Source organism: Paenibacillus sp. YYML68 (assembly GCF_027923405.1).
GTDB lineage: Bacteria > Bacillota > Bacilli > Paenibacillales > NBRC-103111 > Paenibacillus_G.
This window is the reverse complement of record NZ_BQYI01000001.1, coordinates 3,493,777-3,517,499: the sequence shown is the minus strand read 5'-3', so window position 1 is coordinate 3,517,499 and position 23,723 is coordinate 3,493,777. Positions and strand designations below refer to the sequence as shown.

17 protein-coding genes are annotated in these 23,723 nt (G+C 52.5%); 7 read left to right on the top strand and 10 right to left on the bottom strand.

Features of this window, described 5'->3' with window-relative positions; genetic code table 11:
• Positions 1–10 precede the first annotated feature (10 nt).
• Positions 11–1,078 carry a branched-chain amino acid aminotransferase gene (locus tag PAE68_RS15940; RefSeq protein ID WP_281888526.1) on the bottom strand — a complete coding sequence of 356 codons (1,068 nt, stop codon included), beginning with the start codon at positions 1,076–1,078 and terminating at the stop codon, positions 11–13.
• Between the two features lie 127 nt (positions 1,079–1,205).
• Here PAE68_RS15940 and PAE68_RS15935 point away from each other — a divergent pair, with 127 nt between their 5' ends.
• The 3 genes from PAE68_RS15935 (at position 1,206) to PAE68_RS15925 (ending at position 7,948) form a co-directional block, all read left to right on the top strand.
• Positions 1,206–2,105, top strand: coding sequence for a LysR family transcriptional regulator (locus tag PAE68_RS15935; RefSeq protein ID WP_281888524.1), 900 nt, complete (start codon positions 1,206–1,208; stop codon positions 2,103–2,105).
• Positions 2,106–2,497: 392 nt separating this feature from the next.
• A complete protein-coding gene (locus PAE68_RS15930; protein ID WP_281888522.1) occupies positions 2,498–5,731 on the top strand; it encodes a glycoside hydrolase family 48 protein in 3,234 nt (1,077 codons plus the stop codon).
• A gap of 84 nt (positions 5,732–5,815) precedes the next feature.
• Positions 5,816–7,948, top strand: coding sequence for a glycoside hydrolase family 6 protein (locus PAE68_RS15925; RefSeq protein ID WP_397378896.1), 2,133 nt, complete (start codon positions 5,816–5,818; stop codon positions 7,946–7,948).
• A gap of 167 nt (positions 7,949–8,115) precedes the next feature.
• Here the strand turns inward: PAE68_RS15925 and cysC are convergent, their stop codons facing one another.
• Together cysC and PAE68_RS15915 are read right to left on the bottom strand one after the other, a co-directional pair.
• A complete protein-coding gene (gene cysC / locus PAE68_RS15920) occupies positions 8,116–8,703 on the bottom strand; it encodes an adenylyl-sulfate kinase (protein ID WP_281888520.1) in 588 nt (195 codons plus the stop codon).
• A 16-nt stretch (positions 8,704–8,719) separates the two neighbouring features.
• On the bottom strand, positions 8,720–9,496 hold the full coding sequence (locus PAE68_RS15915) for a sulfotransferase (protein WP_281888518.1): 777 nt from the start codon (positions 9,494–9,496) through the stop codon (positions 8,720–8,722).
• Positions 9,497–9,602: 106 nt separating this feature from the next.
• On the opposite strand from PAE68_RS15915, the gene PAE68_RS15910 reads away from it, so the two are divergent.
• Positions 9,603–10,892: a glycosyltransferase family 2 protein gene (locus tag PAE68_RS15910; RefSeq protein WP_281888516.1), complete on the top strand. Its 1,290-nt coding sequence runs from the start codon at positions 9,603–9,605 to the stop codon at positions 10,890–10,892.
• Between the two features lie 22 nt (positions 10,893–10,914).
• Here PAE68_RS15910 and PAE68_RS15905 read toward each other — a convergent pair whose 3' ends face one another.
• From PAE68_RS15905 to PAE68_RS15895, 3 genes are read right to left on the bottom strand one after another with little or no spacing between them, the layout of a single operon-like run.
• Entirely contained in the window at positions 10,915–11,115 is a 201-nt protein-coding gene (locus tag PAE68_RS15905; protein WP_281888514.1) for a hypothetical protein, read from the bottom strand.
• A gap of 54 nt (positions 11,116–11,169) precedes the next feature.
• Positions 11,170–11,745, bottom strand: coding sequence for a PRC-barrel domain-containing protein (locus PAE68_RS15900; protein WP_281888513.1), 576 nt, complete (start codon positions 11,743–11,745; stop codon positions 11,170–11,172).
• Positions 11,742–12,710 carry a glycosyltransferase family protein gene (locus PAE68_RS15895; protein ID WP_281888511.1) on the bottom strand — a complete coding sequence of 323 codons (969 nt, stop codon included), beginning with the start codon at positions 12,708–12,710 and terminating at the stop codon, positions 11,742–11,744. The genes PAE68_RS15900 and PAE68_RS15895 overlap by 4 nt, the downstream gene beginning before the upstream one ends.
• A 326-nt stretch (positions 12,711–13,036) precedes the next feature.
• On the opposite strand from PAE68_RS15895, the gene PAE68_RS15890 reads away from it, so the two are divergent.
• Complete coding sequence (locus tag PAE68_RS15890) at positions 13,037–13,984, top strand: CgeB family protein (protein WP_281888509.1); 948 nt, start codon at positions 13,037–13,039, stop codon at positions 13,982–13,984.
• A gap of 546 nt (positions 13,985–14,530) precedes the next feature.
• On the opposite strand, the gene PAE68_RS15885 is transcribed toward PAE68_RS15890, so the two are convergent.
• On the bottom strand, positions 14,531–15,166 hold the full coding sequence (locus PAE68_RS15885) for an FMN-dependent NADH-azoreductase (RefSeq protein WP_281888507.1): 636 nt from the start codon (positions 15,164–15,166) through the stop codon (positions 14,531–14,533).
• A gap of 400 nt (positions 15,167–15,566) precedes the next feature.
• Between PAE68_RS15885 and PAE68_RS15880 the strand changes: the two genes are divergently transcribed.
• A complete protein-coding gene (locus PAE68_RS15880) occupies positions 15,567–17,012 on the top strand; it encodes a glycoside hydrolase family 28 protein (RefSeq protein ID WP_281888505.1) in 1,446 nt (481 codons plus the stop codon).
• Positions 17,013–17,149: 137 nt separating this feature from the next.
• Here PAE68_RS15880 and PAE68_RS15875 read toward each other — a convergent pair whose 3' ends face one another.
• From PAE68_RS15875 to PAE68_RS15865, 3 genes are all read right to left on the bottom strand, one after another.
• A complete protein-coding gene (locus tag PAE68_RS15875; RefSeq protein ID WP_281888503.1) occupies positions 17,150–17,902 on the bottom strand; it encodes an alpha/beta fold hydrolase in 753 nt (250 codons plus the stop codon).
• Between the two features lie 149 nt (positions 17,903–18,051).
• Entirely contained in the window at positions 18,052–19,545 is a 1,494-nt protein-coding gene (locus PAE68_RS15870) for a tagaturonate epimerase family protein (RefSeq protein ID WP_281888502.1), read from the bottom strand.
• Positions 19,546–19,680: 135 nt separating this feature from the next.
• The gene (locus PAE68_RS15865) at positions 19,681–22,002 is read right to left on the bottom strand and encodes an AraC family transcriptional regulator (protein ID WP_281888500.1); all 2,322 of its coding nucleotides are present in this window, start codon (positions 22,000–22,002) and stop codon (positions 19,681–19,683) included.
• A gap of 172 nt (positions 22,003–22,174) precedes the next feature.
• Between PAE68_RS15865 and PAE68_RS15860 the strand changes: the two genes are divergently transcribed.
• Positions 22,175–23,683: an extracellular solute-binding protein gene (locus PAE68_RS15860; RefSeq protein ID WP_281888499.1), complete on the top strand. Its 1,509-nt coding sequence runs from the start codon at positions 22,175–22,177 to the stop codon at positions 23,681–23,683.
• The last annotated feature ends 40 nt before the right edge of the window (positions 23,684–23,723 follow it).

Here is a 23,723-nt window from a genome sequence, read left to right as displayed (position 1 = left end):
AAAGTACTGCTTACACCTCAACGGTCCAGCCGAACGAATCCTCCAGCGAGCCCTTCTGAATGCCGGTCAGCGTGTCGTACAGCTTCGCCGACAGCTCACCGGTCTCGCCGCCGTTGATCACGAGCTTCTGCTCCTGCCAGAGCAGCTCGCCGATTGGCGAGATGACGGCTGCCGTGCCGGTGCCGAACGCTTCCTCGAGCGTTCCCGCCTTGTCAGCCTCGTATATTTCTTCGATCGAGATCGCACGCTGCTCCACCTCATAGCCCCACGACTGAAGCAGGTGAATCATCGAATCGCGTGTCACGCCGCTCAGAATGCTGCCGTTCAGGGCAGGTGTGAGCACCTTGCCGTTGATCTTGAAGAAGACGTTCATGCTGCCGACTTCCTCGATGTACTTGCGCTGCACGCCGTCGAGCCACAGCACCTGTGTGTAGCCCTTGCTCGCCGCACCCTCCTGCGCCTTCAGACCAGCCGCGTAGTTGCCAGCGGTCTTCGCCTCGCCGACGCCGCCCTTCACCGCGCGGACATATTCGTCCTCGACATAGATCTTGACCGGCTTCACGCCTTCGCTGTAATAAGCGCCGACCGGGGACATGATGATCATGAACAGATATTCCTTGGAAGGCGCTACACCTAGCAATGGCTCCGTCGCAAAGACGAACGGACGAATGTACAGCGACGTGCCCGGCTCGGTCGGGATCCAGTCCTCATCCACCTTGACAAGCTGCTTCAAGCCCTCGAGCGCAAGCTCAACATCGAGCTCAGGCACGCTGAGACGTTCGTTGGAGCGGTTCATCCGCTCGAAGTTTTTGCCTGGGCGGAACAGCAGTGTGCGTCCGTCCTCCGTCTTGTACGCCTTCAGACCCTCGAAGATCGTCTGTCCGTAGTGGAACACCTTCGCCGCCGGATCGAGCGAGATCGGCTGGTACGGGACGATGCGCGGGCTGTGCCAGCCTTGGCCTTCTGAGTAGTTGAGCATGAACATATGGTCCGTATAGTGGATGCCGAAGCCGAGCTGCTGAGCGGACGGCTTCTGCTTCTTCTGTGTTGTAAGCTCGATAGTCATCGATTGTGTCATCGGTACGATTCTCCTAACGTTGATAAGGTTTTCATAATTGAATGCTACCATGAGATTATGTATATTGAAAATATCTATTTGATGCAGTTATGTATACCTTATAGGTATGGAAGGGGTGTCCGCGCTCATGGATTTACGTCAGCTTAAATATTTCTTAACCGTTGCCCGTGAAGGGCAAGTCACACGCGCAGCCAAGCTGCTCAATATGGAGCAGCCGCCGCTCAGCAGGCAGCTGAAGCAGATGGAGGAGGAGCTCGGCGTGCGGCTGTTCGATCGAAGCGGCAAGCGTCTCCAGCTGACCGAGGCGGGTGAGCTGCTGAAGGTGAAGGCCGAGTCGCTGCTGCATCAGTTCGACGAGACGATCCGCGAGGTGAAGGAGCGCGAGGAGGCGGTGCAGGGGACGCTCTCGATCGGTGCCGTCGTCTCCTGCATCTCGCTGCTGCCAAGTCGCATCCAGCAGTTTCGCAGCCAATATCCATTCGTGACGTACAAGATCGTCGAGGGCGATCACTTCTATCTCGGCGAGCTGCTCGATAAGAGAGCGGTGGAGCTGGTCATTGCCCGTCTGCCGTTCGAGGCGCTCATTCCGTCCAAGGAGTGTGCGGTGCTGCCGCTGCCGTCCGATCCGTTCGTCGTCGTGCTGCCCAGCGCTTGGACTGAATATGCCGACCGCACCTCGATTAGGATGCGTGAGCTCGCGAGCTTCCCGTTCCTCGCGCTGAAGACCGACACGACGACCCGTATGCACCAGCAGGTGATGAACGAATGCAGCCGTCACGGCTTCGAGCCGAACGTCATCTGCGAATGCTCCAGCGTAGCCATCATTATGTCGCTCGTGGCCGAAGGGATCGGGGCGACCGTGTTTCCGAAGTCGGTCCTGTCGTCGTTTCCGTCTGCTGTCGTCCGCATGCTCGACATTGAGGATGCCGAGCTGCAGTCAGATATCGGTATTATTTGGATGAAGAATCGTTATTTATCCAAGGGCGCGCAATATTTTATCGAATGCTTTCAGCCGAACCGGATATAGCCTTGAATACTAATATCATATTGCCTGTTTCTAATGTCTGAAGAAAAGCTTCGGCATTGACAGGCGAGCACAAATTTGCAAGCGTTTACATTATGGTATTGTTCATCGGTTAAGGATCAAGGTGCAAGAGTAGGTTGAGGTTAATCCGTACAGCATCGAATAAATTTCAACCTAGCTAGTAAAATTACACCCCTATCAGACAGGAAAATAATAGAATATAATGTATTTGTATTACAATATAAGGGATCGAAGGTAGGTGATGGGTGATTCAAACGAATCATTAACAGTAGCTGCACATGAAGCTCAGAGGAAAGGCAGATGATTTCACGTAATAGGCGCAACGGAGATGAATCATTGAGATGATGCATTCAATCTAAAGGAGGAAGACTAGGATGATGCGTAAATGGTTAAGCAGAGGTGTCGTCATGACGTTGGCGGCCACTCTTACTTTGACAGGAACGAGCGGCTTGAACGTGCTCTCCCCAAAGGCATACGCAGCAACTCAAGAGAGCGCTAACAAGACTCGATTCCTTCAGCTGTACAATCAGATTAAAAGCCCGGCGAACGGCTACTTCTCCCCGGAAGGTATTCCTTACCATGCAGTGGAGACGCTGATGAGCGAAGCGCCGGATTACGGACATATGAGCACCTCCGAGGCTTACAGCTATTGGCTCTGGCTGGAGGCGCTGTACGGCTACCATACAGGTGACTGGTCGAAGCTGGAAGCGGCTTGGGACAACATGGAGAAGTACATCATCCCGATCAACGAAGGGGACGGCAAGGAAGAGCAGCCGACGATGAGCTACTACAACCCGAACAGTCCGGCTACTTATGCGGATGAGCACCCGTATCCAGACCAATATCCATCCGCAATCAGCGGTAAATACACATCAGGCAAGGACCCGATCGATGCTGAGCTGAAGGCGACCTATGGCAGCAACCAGACGTACTTGATGCATTGGCTCATTGATGTCGATAACTGGTACAAATTCGGTAACCTGCTGAACCCTACCCATACAACCACTTATGTGAACACGTTCCAGCGCGGAGAGCAGGAGTCGGTCTGGGAGGCTATCCCACATCCATCTCAAGATAACAAGACGTTCGGTAAGGCGAACGAAGGCTTCATGTCGCTGTTCACGAAGGAGACGGCTACGCCTGCTCCGCAGTGGCGCTACACGAATGCAACGGATGCAGATGCACGGGCTGTGCAAGTGCTGTACTGGGCGAAGGAGCTCGGCTACAACAACCCGGTATACTTGAACAAGGCGAAGAAAATGGGCGACTTCCTCCGCTACGGCCTGTACGATAAGTACTTCCAGCAGGTCGGCAGCGCAGCGGACGGTACGCCTTCGCCGGGTACGGGCAAAGATTCGAGTACGAGCCTGCTCGGCTGGTATACAGCATGGGGCGGCGGTCTCGGCGCACAGGGCAGCGGCAACTGGGCATGGCGCATCGGCGCGAGCCACGTGCATCAAGCGTACCAGAATCCGGTGGCGGCCTATGCATTGTCCACGACAGACGGCGGCTTGATCCCGCAATCTCCGACGGCCAAGGACGACTGGAACAAGTCGCTGAAGCGTCAGCTTGAGTTCTACACGTGGCTGCTGAGCGCTGAGGGCGCGGTTGGCGGCGGCGCGACGAACAGCTGGGACGGCAGCTACAAGGCGTACCCTGCAGGCGTCAGCACGTTCTACGGCATGGCGTACGACGAGGCGCCGGTCTACCACGATCCGAATTCGAACACGTGGTTCGGGTTCCAGGCGTGGCCGCTGGAGCGCGTAGCGGAGATGTATTACATTTTGGCCGAAGATGGGGATATCTCCTCTGAGAACTTCCAGATGGCGAAGACGGTCATTACGAAGTGGATCGACTGGTCGATGGACTATGTATTCGTCAACAAGAAACCGGTTACAGATACGGACGGCTATTACTTGAACGCCTCCGGACAGCGCATTCTGGGCGGTCTGAATCCGCAGGTGGCGACGACGAGCGCTCCAGGCGAGTTCTACTTGCCGGGAACACAGGAGTGGATCGGCCAGCCGGATACGTGGAACGGGTTCTCGCAATTCACAGGCAATCCGAGCTACCGTGTCGTGACGAAGGACCCGAGTCAGGATGTCGGCGTGCTCGGCAGCTACATCAAGGCGCTGACCTTCTTCGCAGCAGCGACGAAGAAAGAGACCGGAGCGTATTCGGCGCTCGGCAGTCAGGCGAAGACGCTGGCGGAGCAATTGCTCGATACAGCCTGGTCCCATAACGATGGAGTCGGCATTGTGGCGAATGAGGCTCGCGGCGATTATCACCGCTTCTTCAGCAAGGAGATCTACTTCCCTGGCGGCTGGAGCGGCACGTTCGGTCAAGGGAATGTAATTCCGGGTCCAGGTGCTGTGCCTTCCGATCCGGCTAAGGGCGGCAACGGTGTGTACATCAGCTATGCTGAGCTGCGTCCAGATATCAAGAAGGATCCGCAATGGTCGTATCTGGAGAATCTGTACAAGACGTCCTGGAACCCGGCGACGAAGAAGTGGGAGAAGGGAACGCCTACGTTCAAGTACCACCGCTTCTGGTCACAGGTCGATATGGCGACAGCGTATGCCGAGTATGACCGCCTGATCAGCGGCTCCGCGACGACGGTGCCGGGTGCGCCTTCGGGCATTACAGCGGCAGCGGGCAACGCCCAGGTGTCGTTAAGCTGGAACGCGGTCAGCGGAGCGGCCAGCTACACGGTGAAGCGTTCGACGACGAACGGCGGCCCGTACAACGTGGTTGCTTCTAATGTTAAGGTGCCAACCTTCACGAACACTGGTCTGACGAACGGAACGACATACTATTATGTCGTGACGGCGGTGAATAGCAACGGGGAGAGTGTGAACTCCGTTCAAGTAAGCGCAACACCGAAGGTGGACGTCTCGGTGCCAGCATCGCCGACAGGCGTAACGCCAGTAGCCGGAGATAAGCAGGTGAAGTTAAGCTGGAATGCGGTCAGCGGAGCTACGAGCTATACGGTGAAGCGCGCAGCGACAAGCGGCGGCCCGTACACCGTTGTTGCGGCTAATGTTGCAGCAGCTACTTACACGAATATCGGTCTGACGAACGGAACGACTTACTACTACGTAGTGAGCGCTTCGAACAGCAACGGCGAGAGTGCGAACTCTGCGCAGGTAAGCGCGACACCGAAGGCACCTGCGACAGGCGGCAGCATTGTTCTGCAATATCGCGCGGGTGATACCAGTGCGACCGACAATCAGATCAAGCCGCAATTCAATATTAAGAATATCGGTACAACGGCTGTTAACTTAAGCGATCTGAAGGTGCGCTATTACTTCACGAAGGAAGGCACTGCTGAGATGAGCTCGTGGATCGACTGGGCACAGCTCGGTGCACAGCATATTCAGCGTACGTTCACGGACAGCTATGTGGAGCTGAGCTTTGCTCCTACGGCTGGATCGATTGCAGCAGGCGGACAGACGGGCGACATTCAGCTGCGTATGGCGAAGTCGGACTGGTCGAACTTCGACGAGACGAACGACTACTCCTACGATGCGACGAAGACTTCTTATAAGGATTGGAGCAAGGTGACGGTCTATCAGAACGGCCAGCTTGTATGGGGTATTGAGCCATAATCGCACGTTAATCGGAACGAAGGCGTCAGTGGCGCTGAAGCAGCACCATTAACACTTATAATAAGATGATGAGGAGCTGATTAGATGTTCAATCGTATGAAACGTAAATTAACGACGGTTCTCTGTCTCGCTGCCATGTCGGCAAGCTTGGTAGGTCAGCAATCGGTTGTTGCCGCTGAGGCGCATGTCGAAAACCCGTTCCTTGGAGCGACCGCCTACATCAATCCGGATTATGCCGCCCTGATCGATACGTCCATTGCCCAGGTCAGCGATGCCTCACTGAAGGCTCAGATGAATACGATCAAGTCGTATCCGACGGCAGTATGGCTGGATCGCCGGGCGGCCATTCATGGCGGTGCGGTCAATGCAGGTCGTCTCAGTTTGAAAGAGCATATGGACGCAGTGCTTGCACAGAAGAAGCCTGGCACACCGATCACGGCGCAGTTCGTCATCTATAACTTGCCGGGACGGGATTGCCACGCGCTCGCGTCCAATGGCGAGCTTCCTCTAACACAGCAAGGCTTGAACACCTACAAAACAGAGTATATCGATGAGATTATCAAAGTACTTGCCAATCCGAAATATCAGGATATTCGTATCGTCACGATTATTGAGCCGGACAGCTTGCCGAATCTGGTAACGAACCTGAGCGATCAGAGATGCGCGCAGGCTGCTTCCTCCGGCATCTATATGGCAGGTGTTCAGTATGCGCTGGATAAGCTGCATGCGATTCCGAATGTGTACACGTACCTCGATATCGGGCATTCCGGCTGGCTCGGCTGGGACAACAATCGCAAAGGCACGGTGCAGCTGTACACGAATATGGCCAAGGGCACGAAGGCGGGCTTCGCTAGCGTAGACGGCTTCGTTACGAATACTTCGAATACAACACCTCTTGTTGAACCGAATTTGACGGACCCGACGCTCACGATCGGTGGACAGCCGATTCGTTCCTCTAAGTTCTACGAATGGAACAGCTACTTCGATGAGGCAGACTTCACCGCTGCATTGTATCAAGACTTCGTTGATGCAGGCTGGCCTGCGGGCACGGGCTTCCTGATCGATACGTCGCGTAACGGCTGGGGAGGTCCGAACCGTCCAACTGGGGCATCGGGCTCGGACATCAACAGCTACGTGAATTCAGGTCGCGTTGACCGCCGTGACCATCGCGGTTTGTGGTGCAACGTATCAGGTTCAGGGTTGGGTATGCCGCCACAGGCCGCTCCATCGGCATACGGCAGTCATCTTGATGCCCTCGTCTGGGTGAAGCCGCCGGGAGAGTCCGACGGAGCCAGCTCGGCAATTCCGAACGATGAAGGTAAAGGCTTCGACCGCATGTGTGATCCTACCTATAAGACGCCAGAGGGCGTCATGTCAGGTGCATTGCCGAATGCTCCATTAGCAGGCCACTGGTTCCATGATCAGTTCGTGATGCTCGTTCAGAATGCTTATCCAGTTGTTCCTGGCGGTAATCCGACTGACCCGGGTCCAGTGAAGCCAGCAGCGCCGACGGGTGTAGCTGCAACTGCAGGCAACGCACAAGCGTCGATCAGCTGGGGCACAGTCAGCGGTGCAGTTACTTATATAGTGAAGCGTTCGGAGACGGCTGGCGGTCCATACGTCGCTGTAGCAACAGGTGTTAGTGCAACGAGCTTCGTGAATACGGGTCTTGTGAACGACAAGACGTACTATTATGTGGTCAGTGCGGTGAACAGTGCCGGTGAGAGCGCGAACTCGCAGCAGGTGAGCGCAACGCCGAAGTCGACCACAACACCGCCGCCTCCACTAGGCAATATCGTGCTGCAGTACCGTGCGGGCGATACGAACGCAATGGACAGTCAGATGAAGCCGCAGTTTAATGTGAAGAATACGGGAACAACTCCTGTCGCGTTGAGCGATCTGAAGATCCGCTATTACTTCACGAAGGATGGAAGCGCAGCGATGAGCTCCTGGATCGACTGGGCGCAAGTGGGTGGACAGCATATTCAACGCACAATCACGGACAGCTATGTCGAGTTGAGCTTTGCGGCTGGAGCGGGTTCGATCGCAGCAGGCGGACAGACTGGAGACATTCAGCTTCGCATGGCGAGCTCCGACTGGTCGAATCTCGACGAGACGAACGACTATTCCTATGATGGAACGAAGACTTCGTATACGAGCTGGAACAAGGTGACGGTGTATAAGAACGGTGAGCTGGTGTGGGGTATGGAGCCGTAAGGGAGCTGCCGTTAATTAGTGTCTAGGGTGGTTCTCTGGAAAGTTAACAGTGGATAAAAGAGAAGCTTCCTGATTCTCCGCAATGGAGGTCAAGAAGCTTCTTCATCTTCGTCCAAGTCGCGTCGAGCTTGATCGCACAATCGACGCCAACACCGCCGATCGCCCCTCTATAACGCGGTTGACCGAGCAGCCTCGATATAGGCTATTATTTCTGCACAGCACCGCTCTAATGACCACATGGAGGAATAGATCTTCAGTTCGGGCTTAAGCGGGGGCTCATAAGGTGCCGAAATACCGGTGAATTGCGCGATCTCTCCGGCACGGGCCCGCTTGTACAGTCCCTTCGGATCTCTTCGCTCGCATTCGTCGATCGGACAATCGACGAATACTTCTATAAATGTACTCGGCTCGAACATGGAACGTACATGGGCCCGATCTGCCCTCGAAGGGGAGATGGAGGCGATCAGCACGATCAGCCCGGCATCGGTGAACAGTCGTGCGACCTCGCCGATCCGTCTTACATTTTCTTGCCGGTCTTCGGGCGTGTAGCCGAGTCCCTTATTCAATCCAGTACGCAGCACATCCCCGTCGAGTACATACGCCAGTGTGCCTGTCAAGATGAGCTGCTTTTCGACTGCGTAGGCGATCGTGCTCTTACCTGCTCCGGACAGGCCAGTCAGCCACACTGCAATTCCTTTTCCCCCAGTTACAGCATGCCGCTCTCTCGAGGCTACTCGTCGTTCTCTTGATGTCATCGTCTATCTGCCTCCTCTACTTGTAATCGAACAGTCTCATCGTCACTTGACATCTATGACGAATTTGTTCGGCAATGTCCGATGACAGGTCTTTGGTGCGAAAGCTTCCGACTTTCAGTTGAAGAATCTTCTTAATATCTGCTACAGGCACTTGGATGACACGAGACAGCTTCTCTAGCAGGAGCTCCTCTTGTTCAATAAGGGCTTCATAGGTTACAAGCAACGTGCGTGCATCGTGCTGGGCGAAGGTGTGGTAGAATGCGGCGTTCTTATTCCACTTATCCGTTAAGTCCTCGATCTTCTCATACCAATGAGGCGCGCTCGCATAAGTGTCTTCAGGTCGACGAACAAGTAGTAATATCCAAGCGTTCGGAAAGCACATGCGGAACAGCCGAAGCTCGTCTGGTCCATAGCGCACTTCCTTGAAGCCAACCGTATCATAGCTACTTCCGTCTGGTGAGTGGGCATAGAGAGTAGAAAATAGCGCATGAACGGAGCTTGTAACAGCCCGTGTCACGTCGGACAGCTCTGGTGACATATTCGCGATCCATAGACCGCTTCTAGCATTAGCTTCGCTGCTGAAGAAGGAATTGCGCTCTGGGCTCCCGTTCACCGCATAGTGCTCTAGAGAGCCATATATGTCAACAAACTGCTGCAGCACTCCGCCGTGCTCGCCCCAGATTAAGGTTTTCTCCCTATGATTACATATGCGCTGCAGCAATGTGGAACCTGAGCGATGGGCCGCAGCAGCGATGATGAGCTGAATCGGCTCATGGTTCATATCTGTTTTCATTGGAACCCTCCTTGTGCCTATAGTAACGACAAGCGCGTCTATGCATATACTATCTTGACGTGGTGAAGCTCTGTAGGCGAAATCCTGGAAAGGAGGAGGGGAGATCGTGCTCATTATCGTATTAAATCCTGATCAAGAATCGTTATATGCGAGATGGACGGAAGACTGCGCACGTCAATTATATCCTGAGGCTCGAATCCTTACTGCTGATCATGCTTTCGAGGATTTATTGCAGCGCGCTGCTTCCGACCATCCGGAGTCTGACTATATCATGATTCTGTTTGCTGGCGAACGACTAGAGCGAGACTTTCGCTTGGAGCTAAGTGATTTATTGCAGAGGATGCCGGATAGCTGCGGGTACATTCATCTTCAGTCTGTACATGATCCCGGTTCAGAGTCTCTTAAGGAAGCGAGAGGTCCTGCCGTATGGAGAAGAGAGATATTACTTCGTCCCAGCGCCTCGCAGCAAGGGCTTCATACGTTGGCTGCAGTGTGTGCGCTGCCCTTTGAGCGCTACGTACTGAAGGATATACAGTATCGCGTCTCGTCCAGTTGGAAGGGCGAGGTGCTACGCACAGGTAGCTACCTGCCATCGAAGGCTCCGATTCGAAGATGGAGAAGACTGGATGAGGAATGGCGTCTTCTTCAGCCTCTGCTGTCGGCCTCCTTGGTTCCACTAGTATCAGACGAGCGGCCGCCTCTTATTACAGTCGTGATCTGCACGTACAATGATCGTCAATATGTGCATTGGGCGATTCGAAGTGTACTGGCACAGAAGCTCCGCTGCTGGGAGCTGTTGCTCATGGATGATGGCTCTACAGACGGTACATACGAGGAGCTCATGCCCTATGCAAGTCATCCTTCCATCAAGCTGCTAAGGCATTCTACCAATAGCGGAAAAGCTGCAAGTCTGAACACGGCTCTCTCCCATGCACGCGGCTCGTGGCTTCTTGAATTAGATGCAGATGATTGGCTGACAGCCGACTGCTTGTCGGAGCTCGAGGCTGCGGCGTTACTTCATCCGCAAGCCGGCTTCTTGTTCGCCCGGCACTTCAATTGGCTTGAGCAGGGGGCAGCGACGATCTATCAAGGAGCAGCACCTCTTGCCAATCCCCTCCCGCTCAAGCAACTCCTGGACCGAGCCGAACCGCTTGCCCCCAGATGTTATCGTGTGGCAGCATTGAAGGAGCTGTCCGGCTGGTGGCACACAGGGCCGCAAGGCGGAAGGCTGTATGAAGATTTTCAGATGATCGGCAGGCTCCTGCAAGCAGCTCCTGCTGCTTCAATTAACCGCGTGCTCTATCACCGCAGATTAAGACAGAACAGCATCACGCATCGTCATCATGCTCTGTATGACAGCTGGAAGCAGTTGTTCCTGAGCGAGCTCGATCAATGACAGCTGACAGTCCCTTCGCTTATTAGGCAGGAACTACCCGAATGAATTCAATTTGATCTGTAAAGATCGTAACGGTCGCGCCTGGTGTGTACGCGTTGCTGTTTACTTGAATGGTACAGTAGCCTGGCTCCGACACTAAGAGAACACCGGTCAGCATTTGCGTAGCTTGGTAGATTTCGACGGTTAAGCCGATACACACTTGTAAAGCTTGAAATAAATCCATGAGAGTACCTCCATATTGAGATGATATACATGTATTACGGATTTCGAGAGGCTGTTAGCTGATAAAGTTAATGGCATCGAACGGAATGAATACATCGGCGCCGGAAGGCTCCTTGACCTGGATAAAGTTTAGGCCAACGGCGATGAGTAAGCCCGTGATCGTACCTGCATCTGTATCGACTGTAATGGTCGTGCCGATGCGCGGAGTCAATACGGAGCGATACGCCCCTTCTTCATCGCTTTGATTGTTCAACTCCTGGCGAAGCTCTTCGTAGGCATGGGTTAGCTGTGCAATGGACGACGTCAGGCTGTTAATCGCGTCATTTTTTTGTGCGGATTCGGCTTGCAGCTGCTGTACTTGCCCTTGCCAGTGCAGAAGTCGCACTTCGTATTGGGAGAACGTGCTCCATACGGCTCTAAGGTCTGCCCGTATTTCATTGATAATACGCATGAACTGCTGACGGAGAGTTCCCGCAGTAGAAGAGCAGGAATGTTTTTTCTTCGATACACAGTACTTCTTTTTTTGCAAAACGGGTGGCTTCGCTGCTTTCTTCGGACATTTTACTTTAACCTTAATTTTGATCACTGGCTTATCACAGCTTGCTGATTTCGTTAATGTTATGTTACTCAAGATGTACGCTCTCCTTTGTCTCGTTCTTCTAGTTTTCTCACGATATGGGCCAGTGCACAAGTACCGCGGTTACGCCAGGAGTGCTTGCTGGCCAGTGCGTGTCTGCGCTTGGCCTGTAGGTCGTTGTGCTCTGCCAAAGCTTGAGCGACAATGGCTGGTGCATTGTCTTTATGAGCGAAGTAGACATATGAGTCGAATCTTCGCAATTCTGCCATCTCAGAAGCGACGACCGGCTTGCCGGCGGACATGTATTCGTAGAATTTGACTGGATCGCAGCCTGCGATCATGGGAGAGAGCTTGAATGGAATAATGGCAACGTCGAACCAGCTTAAATACGAGGGCAGCAGTGCATAAGGCTTCATATCGAGCATGGTGACATTAGGGTGACTGACTTCGCGATTGTACAGGCAATTCGAGCCGATCAGGACAGTGGGATAATGATCCGCAATGGAGTAGACGAGCTCCAAATCCATCCAGGTGTAGATCGCTCCGTAATAGCCAACTAGCGGCTTGCCTTGTGTGTCAGGCAGGTCAGCAGGTCGCTGCATTCGATTCAATGCAACCTCAAAATGCTCATAATCGGCACCATTAGGCAATAAGACGGTATCAATGCCACGCTTCGTGTGTTCGGCATAAATAGCTGAAGAGGAGGCGAAGGTCAGCTGCGTATGCTTCTCCATAAGTGGCACGAGCTCCTTCCACGCCGAGAATTCATCGGATGCCAGATCGCATGAGTCGAAGACTGATAGGTCATGTGGATGCTTCTGTAGGAACGGAAGCTGATTGACCGCACACCATAGGACGAGCTTGCCTTTTACATACGGCTTGTAATCAACAGATTCGTGGAGCACTAAGAAATTAGGAAGCTCAGGAAAGGGCTGATAAACATCCTCCGCTTGCGGGAACAGGTTAGCTGGATTCATAAATAACACATGTGCTCCGGCTTGGGCCAGAGCCTTCATCATCTGCTGTGGACGCTGGTGCATAAATTGATAGTCAATCGCAGGAGGGTATACGATCGTAATAGGCGCTTGCAGCAAATGATCACCGCCTTTCGGTTGTTTTAGTAAATAATGGCTTGCAACGACATTAGTACTGTATGTGCACGTGCGGTCTGGGGATTGTGTGCCAACCCATTTTTCATGGATTTCAGGCGTTCAGTAATGAAACCGGGCGATTGACTTTCGCACGAGGGGGAGCTCTTACATATTTTATTTGGTAGGTTTATCCAAGTGGTTACGAGTAAACCTATGATCGTCTATTCAAACAGCATAAGAAGGAGCGTGACGGAATGCGGATCTTGTTCTTGAATTCGGCACCGATTATTACACATGGGATGGCCAGAGGCTTCATGGAGCTCGGCCACTCGGTGGAGTATGTGGTGCCCGGTGATCAGAAGCTGGAACGGATGCTGCAAAGAGTGGAGCAATTCAAGCCGGATTTATTGTTTACTGAAGGCGGTGTTGGACGGGAGGAGTCTATCGCTGCGTTGATTGATCAGACGTCGTTGCCGCATGTGTACTGGGCTATTGAAGACCCGATTGCTCCACAAATGTCTCTTCATTATGCCAAGCGCTCGGTACTGACCTTAACGACCTATGAGGAATTTATTGAACAGGTGTATCAGCCTGCAGGGGTGCGGAGCTTATGCATACCGTTCGCGTGCTCACCGCAATATCATCGAACAGGTGCGGCAGTCCCCGAGCTCGCTCATGAGCTCGTGTTCTTCGGGAATAACTATGATGTGCATCAGAACCGCAAGGTCGGTTACGATTCGATGTTTCGACCGGCGCTGCGTAATGGATGGGATATCGCGTTCTATGGGGATGAGAATTGGGTGAATGGCAAAATATCTTTCGTCGTTCCTCCTCACGCGTACAAGGGCTATCTCTCTTACGACAAAATGCCGGATATGTGTGCTTCGGCAAAGTTTATTCTAGGGGTACACAGCATCAACGGCTCAAGAACGATGCAGGCGATGCGCACATTCGAGGTGCTCGGCTGTGGAGGATTTTTTTTCACTCAGCATACAACAGCGATCGAAGCAATGTTCCAGAATCATGTTCATCTCGTATGGTCGCAATCGCCTGAGCAGACGGAGGAGCTGTATACGTATTACCGCAACCGTCCCGAGGAGATGGATAAGATTCGTCGGCAAGGCCAGCAGTTCGTATACGACAACCATACGTACAAGCACCGGGCTGCTGAAATACTGCATCATCTGCAAGGCATTGTATAGAGCCGAGCTGATTGGAGAAGGAGTCGTCCCCATGCATGGAGGGCGGCTACCCCTTCTCCTGTCGAGGACTTGGACAAGCTAGCATCGTTTGTGATGACAATTTGTGTCTATATCCCAGGAGATTCAACCGCGGCGTATTGCGAGTCCGACCGGGCGCCGAGCCGGTGCTGCTGACGTCGGTGGAGCGCCGGAACCTTGACGAGTTGGAGCTTTGTAGCCGTCACATGGTGACTACCCGGCAGCGAAATGTCCGGTGACGTCCGCTTCGTCGAGGTGAAGGGAGCTAGTCCGATTCGGATTCACAGAATAGGTTAGCCATCCGACAGCACAGATTCGAGCTCCGCCTCATGACGAACTGGTATGCCCTCATTCCCGATCAAGGGAATCGAGGGCTTTATTCGTCTTGCTTCATCTATGGCATAACGATACATGGCGACCAGCTCGAAGCCCCGCGTGATATCTCGCAAACGGCTGTTTCAATAGAAAAGGGAGAACAGATCGTATCTGTTCTCCCTTTCTTACGTACATGCGATGATCTCGGCTGCTTTAGAAGCTCTTTGCGGCTGCGATAGCCTTCTCGATCGCTGCTTCCTTAATAGCTTGAGCCTCGTTCGGCTTGTAAGCCATGCCTTCTACGAACAGCGCATCCATAGAGGAGACGCCGTGGAAATTCATGATCGTCTTCAGATGGCGATGCCCCATCTCGATCTCGGCTGCAGGACCTGTGGAGTAGATGCCGCCGCTCGACTGGATGTGGAACGCCTTCTTGCCGGTCAGCAGTCCGACTGGTCCGTTCTCCGTGTACTTGAACGTTTTGCCAGCGACGCATACGGCATCAATGTAGGACTTCATGACAGGCGGGTAGGAGAAGTTCCACATAGGCGTTACGAACACATATTTATCAGCTGCAGCATATTGATCGACGAGCTCGCCGAGGCGGGCAACCTTCTGCTTCTCAGCGTCGCTCAGCTGCTCGAACGCTGTTCCTTGAGCCAGCTTGCCCCAGCCGCTGAACACATCTGCATCTATGTGCGGAATGTTCATGCTGTACAGATCAAGATGAACGACTTCATCTTGCGGATTCGCTTCGCGGTACGCGTCGATGAACGCCTTGCCAACTGCGAGGCTGAAGGACGTCTGGTGATCGTGAGGATGGGCGGTAATGTAGAGTAGAGTAGACATGAGTGAGCCTTCTTTCTGTGCTTGGATTTTTTAACCTTCCTCATTATACAACAGTTTTGTTAGAAGGTAAACAATAATTTGTACATTACTAAAAGTAAGTTGTATATAGCTGCTGAGTTAGCTGCATACTCGATTAGATCGCTTCTATTATAGATTCCGGCAAAGTGTTCTATACATGAATAGCGCTATCTCCTTTCTCCTTCAGTTGTACGAGTCTATAGATGAGCTCAATAATCATTAGATGCTGCATAATCTTCTGCTCACCTCTTGGGGAAACGTCGTTATATTCGGACGCGCAACTGGACGGATTATGTACGTAATCGCAACGAATTGCTACTGTTAATCACATAGCGCATGTTCGCCTATAGATAACAAGCATGATGAAGGAGAGAACCAACGAATGAGTACTTATGACATTACAGCATACGGAGCTGTCGGCGACGGACAGACGATGAATACGGAAGCGATCGCTGCCGCGATCCGCGCTTGCTCGGCACGAGGCGGTGGAACGGTATATGTGCCTGCGGGTCGTTACTTGACCGGACCAATCAAGCTGGCCAGCTATATGACACTGTACATTGAAGCAGGAGCCGTTCTTCAGTTCAGCGATCAATTTGATCTGTATACACCGGAGCGCACCCGCTGGTCGGGATACGAGTGCTACGGCTATTCTCCGCTGCTGTACGGCGCCGATCTTGAGCAGGTCGCCATTAAGGGCGAGGGCATTATAGACGGTCACGGAGAAACGTGGTGGAACGCCTATCGCGAGCTGAAGCAAGGAACACTGCCTTCGACATCGGTCCGCCTGAGCCTGCTTGAGCTCAATCAGGAGAAGCGTGAGGCAATCAAGAGCAACATTGTCGAGTGGGATAGCCAATTCCTTCGTCCGGCGCTGCTGCAGCTGCTCGACTGCCGCAAGGTCGTGCTGGAAGGCGTAACGCTGCAGAACTCGCCGTTCTGGAACACGCATCTCGTGTACTGCGACCAAGTGATGGTGCGCGGCGTGACGATCAAGAACCCATCGACAACGCCGAATGGTGACGGCCTCGATGTCGACTCCTGCACGAACGTGCATGTGACAGATTGTCACTTTGACGTTGGAGACGACTGCTTGTGCTTGAAGTCAGGTATCGACGAGGACGGTCGCCGTGTCGGACGCCCGACAGAGAACGTCGTCATCGCCAACTGTACGATGCTCGCTGGACACGGTGGCGTCGTACTGGGCAGCGAGATGGCAGGAGGCATACGCCAAGTCGTGGTCAGCAACTGCATGTTCCTCGGGACGGATCGCGGCATTCGGATCAAGACGAACCGCGCGCGCGGCGGCGGTGTGGAGGACGTGCGAATCAGCAATATTTTCATGAAGGATGTGCTATGCCCGCTGGCGATTAATTCCTTCTACCGGTATGGCGTCGATGAGAGCGATCCGCTCATGACGAGCCCGGAGGCGGTGCCGATTACCGAGGGTACCTCGATTATTCGCGGCATTCATATCAGTGACATTACGGTGCGTAATGCCCGTGCGGCAGCGGCGTTCATCTATGGTCTGCCGGAGATGCCGGTGCAGGACGTCGTGCTGAACAATGTCGTGCTGGAGATGACTCAGGACCCGGCTGAGCAGGGCGGAGAGCCGGATATGGTGCGTGAGGAGCTCATCATGGCGGGCGAAGGCATCTACTGCAAGCATGTACAGGGGCTGGAGCTGAACCGCGTTCGCGTGGAGACGCGTCAAGGCGCTGCAGTTACGCTGGATCAGGTCGAGGATGTTGTCATCGAAGGCTTGTCTACGCGTCGCAAGCATCCGAATACGCCGCTGACACGCTGGCTGAATGTGAGCCAAGGCTAGAGGTAAGCAAGCGAAGGGAACCTGTTATCAGGATAGAGCCTGGACGCGATTGATGCGCCAGGCTTGTTTTTGTACGTATCGAGCTCGGAACACATGCAATTCGACAACCATACGGTAGCGGCGGGTCTGCAACGCTGTTAATGGTTGATTTCATTCATACAAGCTTTGATTGCATCTATGACGACGCTTGGCTCTGTAAGCTGAGGGAAATGTCCACTTTGTTGTGCGGGGATATGCTTGTGATTGGTAGATAATGAAAGAAGCTCTAACTGATGCTCAAGCCGCTTTTTTTGAACGATCTCTGGCACGATGCGATTTTCTTTCATACCTGTAATGACATAGATGGGGATTTGCGGGAAGAGGTTTCTTTCGCTAATTTGTTCCACGGTTTTGTCAACAAAATGAACTTCGCTGAACGCTTTATGAGGGGACCAGGAATCAAAAATAGACAGTAATTTATTTATTTTTTTTACGAACTTACCTTGATATTGTTCGAGGCTTAAGTCTTTGGGGTGGCTGGATTCTAAGAAGATGACGCCAGCGACTTCATCAGGGTAGCTTCGAGCATATAAATTGGCGTACAATCCCCCTAGTGAATGTCCAACTAACAAGTATGGAGGCTGCAATCCAACAATCGACAAGGCTTCACGCAATGTTTCAACGATCGTCAGTCCATCCTGTGCTTCGCTAGGCTTATCGCTACCTGCCACGCCAAAACGATTGTATGCAAATACAGTTGATACCGTTGCTATTTCTGGAAGTATTCTCATCCAACCTTCTATGGGCCCAGAACCACCATTAATCAATACAATCGGGGGAGAGCCACTTCCACTCAGATGATATTGCAGGCTTCCTCTTGATGAGCTTAATTTAGAAGGAACCATTTTCATTACACTACACCTCACCTTACTTTGTCATCTACTACCATGGGGACATACGTTGCTCACAGCAATTCGTTTCAACCCTATGTATACTTGGAAATAAAAAAAGACAGCACGCTGTATTAGCCATCCTGTCTTGAATTCCTTGATTTGCTTCATTATTTCCCGAGCAATTGAAGATGCTTGCCAATGTGCGTGCAGAGCGATTCGTTGAACGCTTCCTCTTGCTCGCTCAGCGTACGGAAGAACTCATCCTTGAACAGCGACTGTCCATTGTCATCCTTCGCTTGCAACAGGATACCGTACGTGATGTGGATGAGCTGCCGCGCGTTGTCCTCGTTCATGTAGGCATCGGCCAGATTCTCGTCCGATACTTGATCAAGCTGAGCGATCTTGCTGAGGTCTGTCGTTACATGATAGTAGGCTGCGGCAACATGGAAGTTGTCCAGCGCATACTGGTGCATGCGGCGATACAGGGAAGGGTTCACCTTCGCAACGGTACGAACCGCCTCAAGCCAGTTCGTGCCAGCCGTCTTCAGGTGGAAGCGACCCTTCGTGTACTGACCGACAAGTGGGAATACGCTGAACTTGTCGCTGCCGGAGTGAATGCTCAGCTTGTAGCCGAAGTGATCGGAGATCGCAGCGTGTACAGCAAGCTCCTTCTCGAACTGAGCGATGTCGCCGATGTAGTCAATGCCCTTCTGGAACTCTCCGCAAAATCTTGGCGCCATGCTGTAGATCGTCATGTTGCGAGCGTACAGCTCGTAGGAGACTAGGAAGTGCGATTCTGGATCAGTAGGCGTCGCTGTCTCATCGATCGAAATCTCGAAGTCGATACCGCGGCCGGCATTCACGATGTACGTGTTATAGATGCGCTCCATGAAGTCAATCGCCGGAGCGTAGATGAGTACGTTTTTGATCAGGCTAGCGCGGTCGAAGCTGAACCTCGTTCCTGCTGCATCGAACGTCTGACCGAGGTAGCGTCCCTCGTAGTGGCTGCGCACCGCTTCCGGAAGCTCGGCATACTTCGCTTCCTGGTCTGCTGTGCTCAAGCTCTCGATGGAGTTGTCGATATGCTCGGAGCAATCGAGCGTCAGCATCGTGAAGCCGAGGTCAAGCGCCATCTTGATGTCCGCGTCCGTCTTCAGATGATCGCCGTCAGCGCCGTAGCCGTCCTTGTAGCCTTCCTGGAACACAGCGAAGGCCGCAGCGTCTAGCACTTCCTCATACGTGCGTCCTGTAAGCGTCAGCTCGCGGATGCTCTGCTGAGCCAAGATCGGACGTATGTTGTGGCCACGAACCGTCTGAATATGACCCGGGGAGGCGATACCGAGACGGTCGCCAAGGCCGATGGTCGCGATCTGTGTGCCGAAAGCTTGCGGTGCTGTGTACGGGAAGAACTTGTTCAGCACAAGGCGATTCGCATGGGATAGCGGACATACCTTGAAGCCTTCCTCTTGTGTGCCCTCAAGCGCTTCGACGACAGGCGCACTGCCTGCAGCGAGGATGACCTTCTCATGGCCATTCTTGACCATCAGCAGGCTCGCTCCTTCGACCTGCGTGTAGGAGCTTGGATAGACTTTAACCGTGTCGGTGCTAGCAGCAGCTTGACCGTTGTTCATCGATTGAACGATAATCGCGTATGGATGCATCGATATAACCTCCTGAGTAATCGTATACCGTAATGCTAACGCAAATTCATCTGTAATTCTCCGCAATTATTGCTATGTTCACGATAAACCACTCTTATTTTGCGCTAGCTTCGTTGGTGGTTAACGCATCAACGCTTAATGTCCCGCGGTCATTTTGGCACGGTATTGTCCCGGAGTCATTCCCTCCTGCTTGCGGAACGAGCGAATGAAGTTTTGCGGATTTGTATAACAGAGCTTCTCCGCTATATCCTTCACGGCCATGTCTGTCTCGGCCAGCCATTTTTTCGCCATATTGAATCGGTACATCGATAAATATTCGCTGAACGAGTGGTTCGTTTCCTTGCGGAAGATGCTGCTTAAGTAGTTCGCGTTATAATGCAGACGGTTCGCGCACTCCTCGAGTGTTAGATCGGTATCGAAGTAATTGTGCACGAGATCGATAATTTTTTCAGAGATGTTATGGTATTGCGCCTCCTGCCTGTCGCTGAAGATGCTGACCATCGGCTTGACGACTTTGTTCCAGAACCAATCCTCAATCTCGCTAGCGATGGACAAGCTGAACACTTCCTCGAACAGCGGCCCCTTGTCCGGACGAATCTGATGCACGCTGATACCGGATTCCTGCATCGAGATCAGCAGGTTGTTCAGCAGTCTGGCGAGCGGGATCTGGTATTCCTGGGGCGATAGCTCCACTGCGAATACGTTATGGAGCAGCTGCTTCAGCAGCTCCCTTGCCTTGTCCTGCTCTGCCAGCTTAATCGCGTCAAGAAGCTCGTTCTCAAGCTGCTTCGGGTAATTCAGATTGAGGTAGTGTTTGCCTGAGTTGATATTCTCATACTGAATGATAATGCCTTCACCGAGCTTGATCCGGTGTTTGAGTGCCTCAAGACCTTCTCGATAGGCGATAGGCACGTTCGTAATAGTGTCGAACGGAAGGCTCATGCCGATGCTTACCTGCAGGTTGAGGAAGCTGAAGATTTGACGCTGGACGTGCTCCGTCATACTGAATACTTCGTGATGCGCCGCGGCCCGATCACTCTCCCGGCTTCCGACAACAGTGACGACAGTATGGTCTATCGTGACAGGAGCGAGTCTGGATCCCGCAGGAACGAGCTCCTCGATAATGTTGTGTACGGCGAATAGCAGTAGATCGAGATCGCGCTTCTCGAATCGGGTATCGTCGATCGAATCGATCTGCATCGTCAGCACCATCATTGATTTCCAGTTCAGCAGCTGTTCGTGATAGCCGAATTGCTCCAGATTTTCGTTGTACTCGCTTGTCTTGACTTTCCCTTGGAACAGCTTGATCAGGAAGAACGTCCGCACTTGACCGATATGCTGGCGAACCTCGTTCTCCAGCTCCGACTTGGATTCGAACAAACGGCTGACCTGCTCGCCAATGATCTGGAACTCGTTCGTCTTCCGGCTGCGGCTGTCAGAGAACCGCTCTCCGATCTGATTCAGCAGCACCTGGATCGGCGAGTACATACGCTTGGAGCCGATCCAGGCGAGCGTAATGGATACGAGCAGCATGATGATACATATATAAATCGTATATAGACCGATTTTGTTCGATTCCTTCGTTAAGCCATCAATGGAAGTCACAGATAAGTACGTCCAGCCTGTCACATCAGACTTTAAGTACGTAATGGAGTAAGGCTTACGGTTCAAGTGCGATGTGAATTGTCCCGATTGTCCTGGAAGCTCCAGCTTCGTTAAGCCGGCTTCCTCTTGTTGCTTGCCGATTAATGACTGGTTGGGGTGGAATAAGATTCGATTCTGCTCATCGAGAATGAGCGTATCTGTGCTGTGTTCATCCGTATTGCCATCCATACTCGTCACGAAGTCCTGAAGACTGCATGCGGGGATGTTGGCAATAGCGAGTCCGAACTTATCAAGACCGGTGGGCGGCAGCTTCTTCACGAGACTAATGCTGTAGGCGCAGGAGACGCTACGTACATTCGTTTCACCATAGAACCATTCCGAAGGTGTCAGCACCCAAGATGTGTCTTCCTTCACGTCGTTGAGCAGCTTCAGCAGGCTAGGGTAATTCTGGTATTGATCCAGCTGATACAAGCCTGAATTTTTGATCATCCAATTCTCGCGCTCGTTGATCAGAATGACGTCCTCGAGCTTCGTATCGAACGACTGCATGTAGCGAATTTCGTTGCGGAGGTTATCGTAAGTTCTGAAATCGGTTGCAGTTAAAGGTCCAGTTAAGGCGCTTTTCATGACCGTCGAATTGACGACCTGATTTAGCGTGTGGTTGACAGTTGTTAATTTGTGCTCTACATTGGTATTGATTTGACCGATCAGCTGCTGCTTGCTCTCGTTTACGTTTTTTTGAATTTCGTTCGAGGAAGTGAAGTAGGAGAACGAGCCGATGAAGATCACAGGCAGAGAGCTGAGCAAGAAGCTGAACAGAATCATTTTGCTAAGGAAGCTTAGTGAACGCATAGGACCACACCTTGTCTATAATCAGTTTGTTAGTAATCGTGATTCGGATGAAAAAGTATAATCATTGTAGTAAACCAGGACGATTATCACAATAATCATTTGGCTCGAGTATAATCTTTACTTGTGATTACGACAAATATACGTACTTCTCAACAAGGGGAGGTTTCACCCAATGGCATGGAATCCACGTCGAAGCTATACAACGATCGTAATGATGGTTATGATCTCGCTACTCAGCGGATTAGTGGCAGGCTGCACCGGACGTCCAGGCGAAAGTGAGGCGACCAAGGATCGGCCAGTCATCTCCATCATGGTTCCGCTGCACTTTGCTCATCCGCCGAATCAGAGATTAATCGATACGATCGAGCAGAAGGCTGATGTGAAGCTAGAGATCGGCTGGGTGCCGGATGGCATCTATTCCGATAAGATGAACACTGCCTTAACGACGAACTCGATGAAGAAGGTTACGTACGTCAAGTATACCGATTATATGATGCTGAAGAATGCAATCCGATCCGATTCCTTCTGGGAGATTGGTCCTTATTTATCGCAATATCCGAACTTGAGCAAGCTGAATGCGGAGATTATGCAGCAATCAACAGTTGACGGTAAAATATACGGCTTATATACGGAAAGACCGTCATCGCGTCAAGGGATTATCATTCGTGAGGATTGGCTTAAGCGTCTGAAGCTGGACAAGCCGCGGACGATGGATGAGCTGTATGAGGTAATGGCGGCCTTCGCTCAGCAGGACCCGGACGGAAACGGCAAGGCGGATACGATCGGACTCGTCGATCGCAATGATCTGGTGTTCGGCGCGTTCAAGACACTCGGCTCCTATCTAGGTACTCCGAACAATTGGATCGTGCAAGAGGGCAAGCTTATTCCTGAGTTCGAAACGACAAACTACATGGATACGATGAACTTCATGAGACAGCTGTATAAAGCGAAGCTGATCAATCAGGATTTTGCGGTGACGAGCAAGGAGATACAGCGTGACAAGATGATTCGCGGAGAAGCTGGCGTCTACATCGGCAGTATGCTGGATGTGCAGCGGCTGAATGACGAGGCGAAGACGTTCAATCCGAACGCAGCCTTCACGTTGGTCAATCGAATTGAAGGCCCGGAGGGGCATCGCGTCTGGTCGATCCCGAACTATAACGCGCTGTACTTGTTCTCGAAGAAGGCGATCAAGACGGAGGAGGAGCTGAAGCGCATTCTTGCATTTTGGGACCGGACGATGGACGCTGATGTGGCGAATCTAATGCGCTACGGCTTGGAAGGCGTTCATTATGTCGCTGAAGGCGATAAGGTGGTACTGCCAGCCGAGACGTCCAGACTTCGCTCCTCCGAGGTCAATGCATTGTATCCGCTGATGCTTGCGGACCTAAGCAATCCGAACGTGAAGTCAATCGCTCGCAATGAGCCGTTAACGGAGCTTGCAGAGCAGCTAGTGAAGGACAACGAATCGTTCATTGTGAAGGATCCGGTGCTCGGCTTGGAGTCGAAGACCTATGACGAACGAAGTGGTGAGCTGACCAAGATTATATCGGATGCGACCTATAATTATATATTAGGTAATTTGGACGAGCAGGGCTTCCGCGGTGAGATCGAGAAGTGGAAGCGCAGCGGAGGCAGTCAGGTGATACAGGAATATAGCGAGAAGCTGTTTGCACGATGAAGCAGTAACATATCGAAGCCGTAGCGCAGGAGCGCTGCGG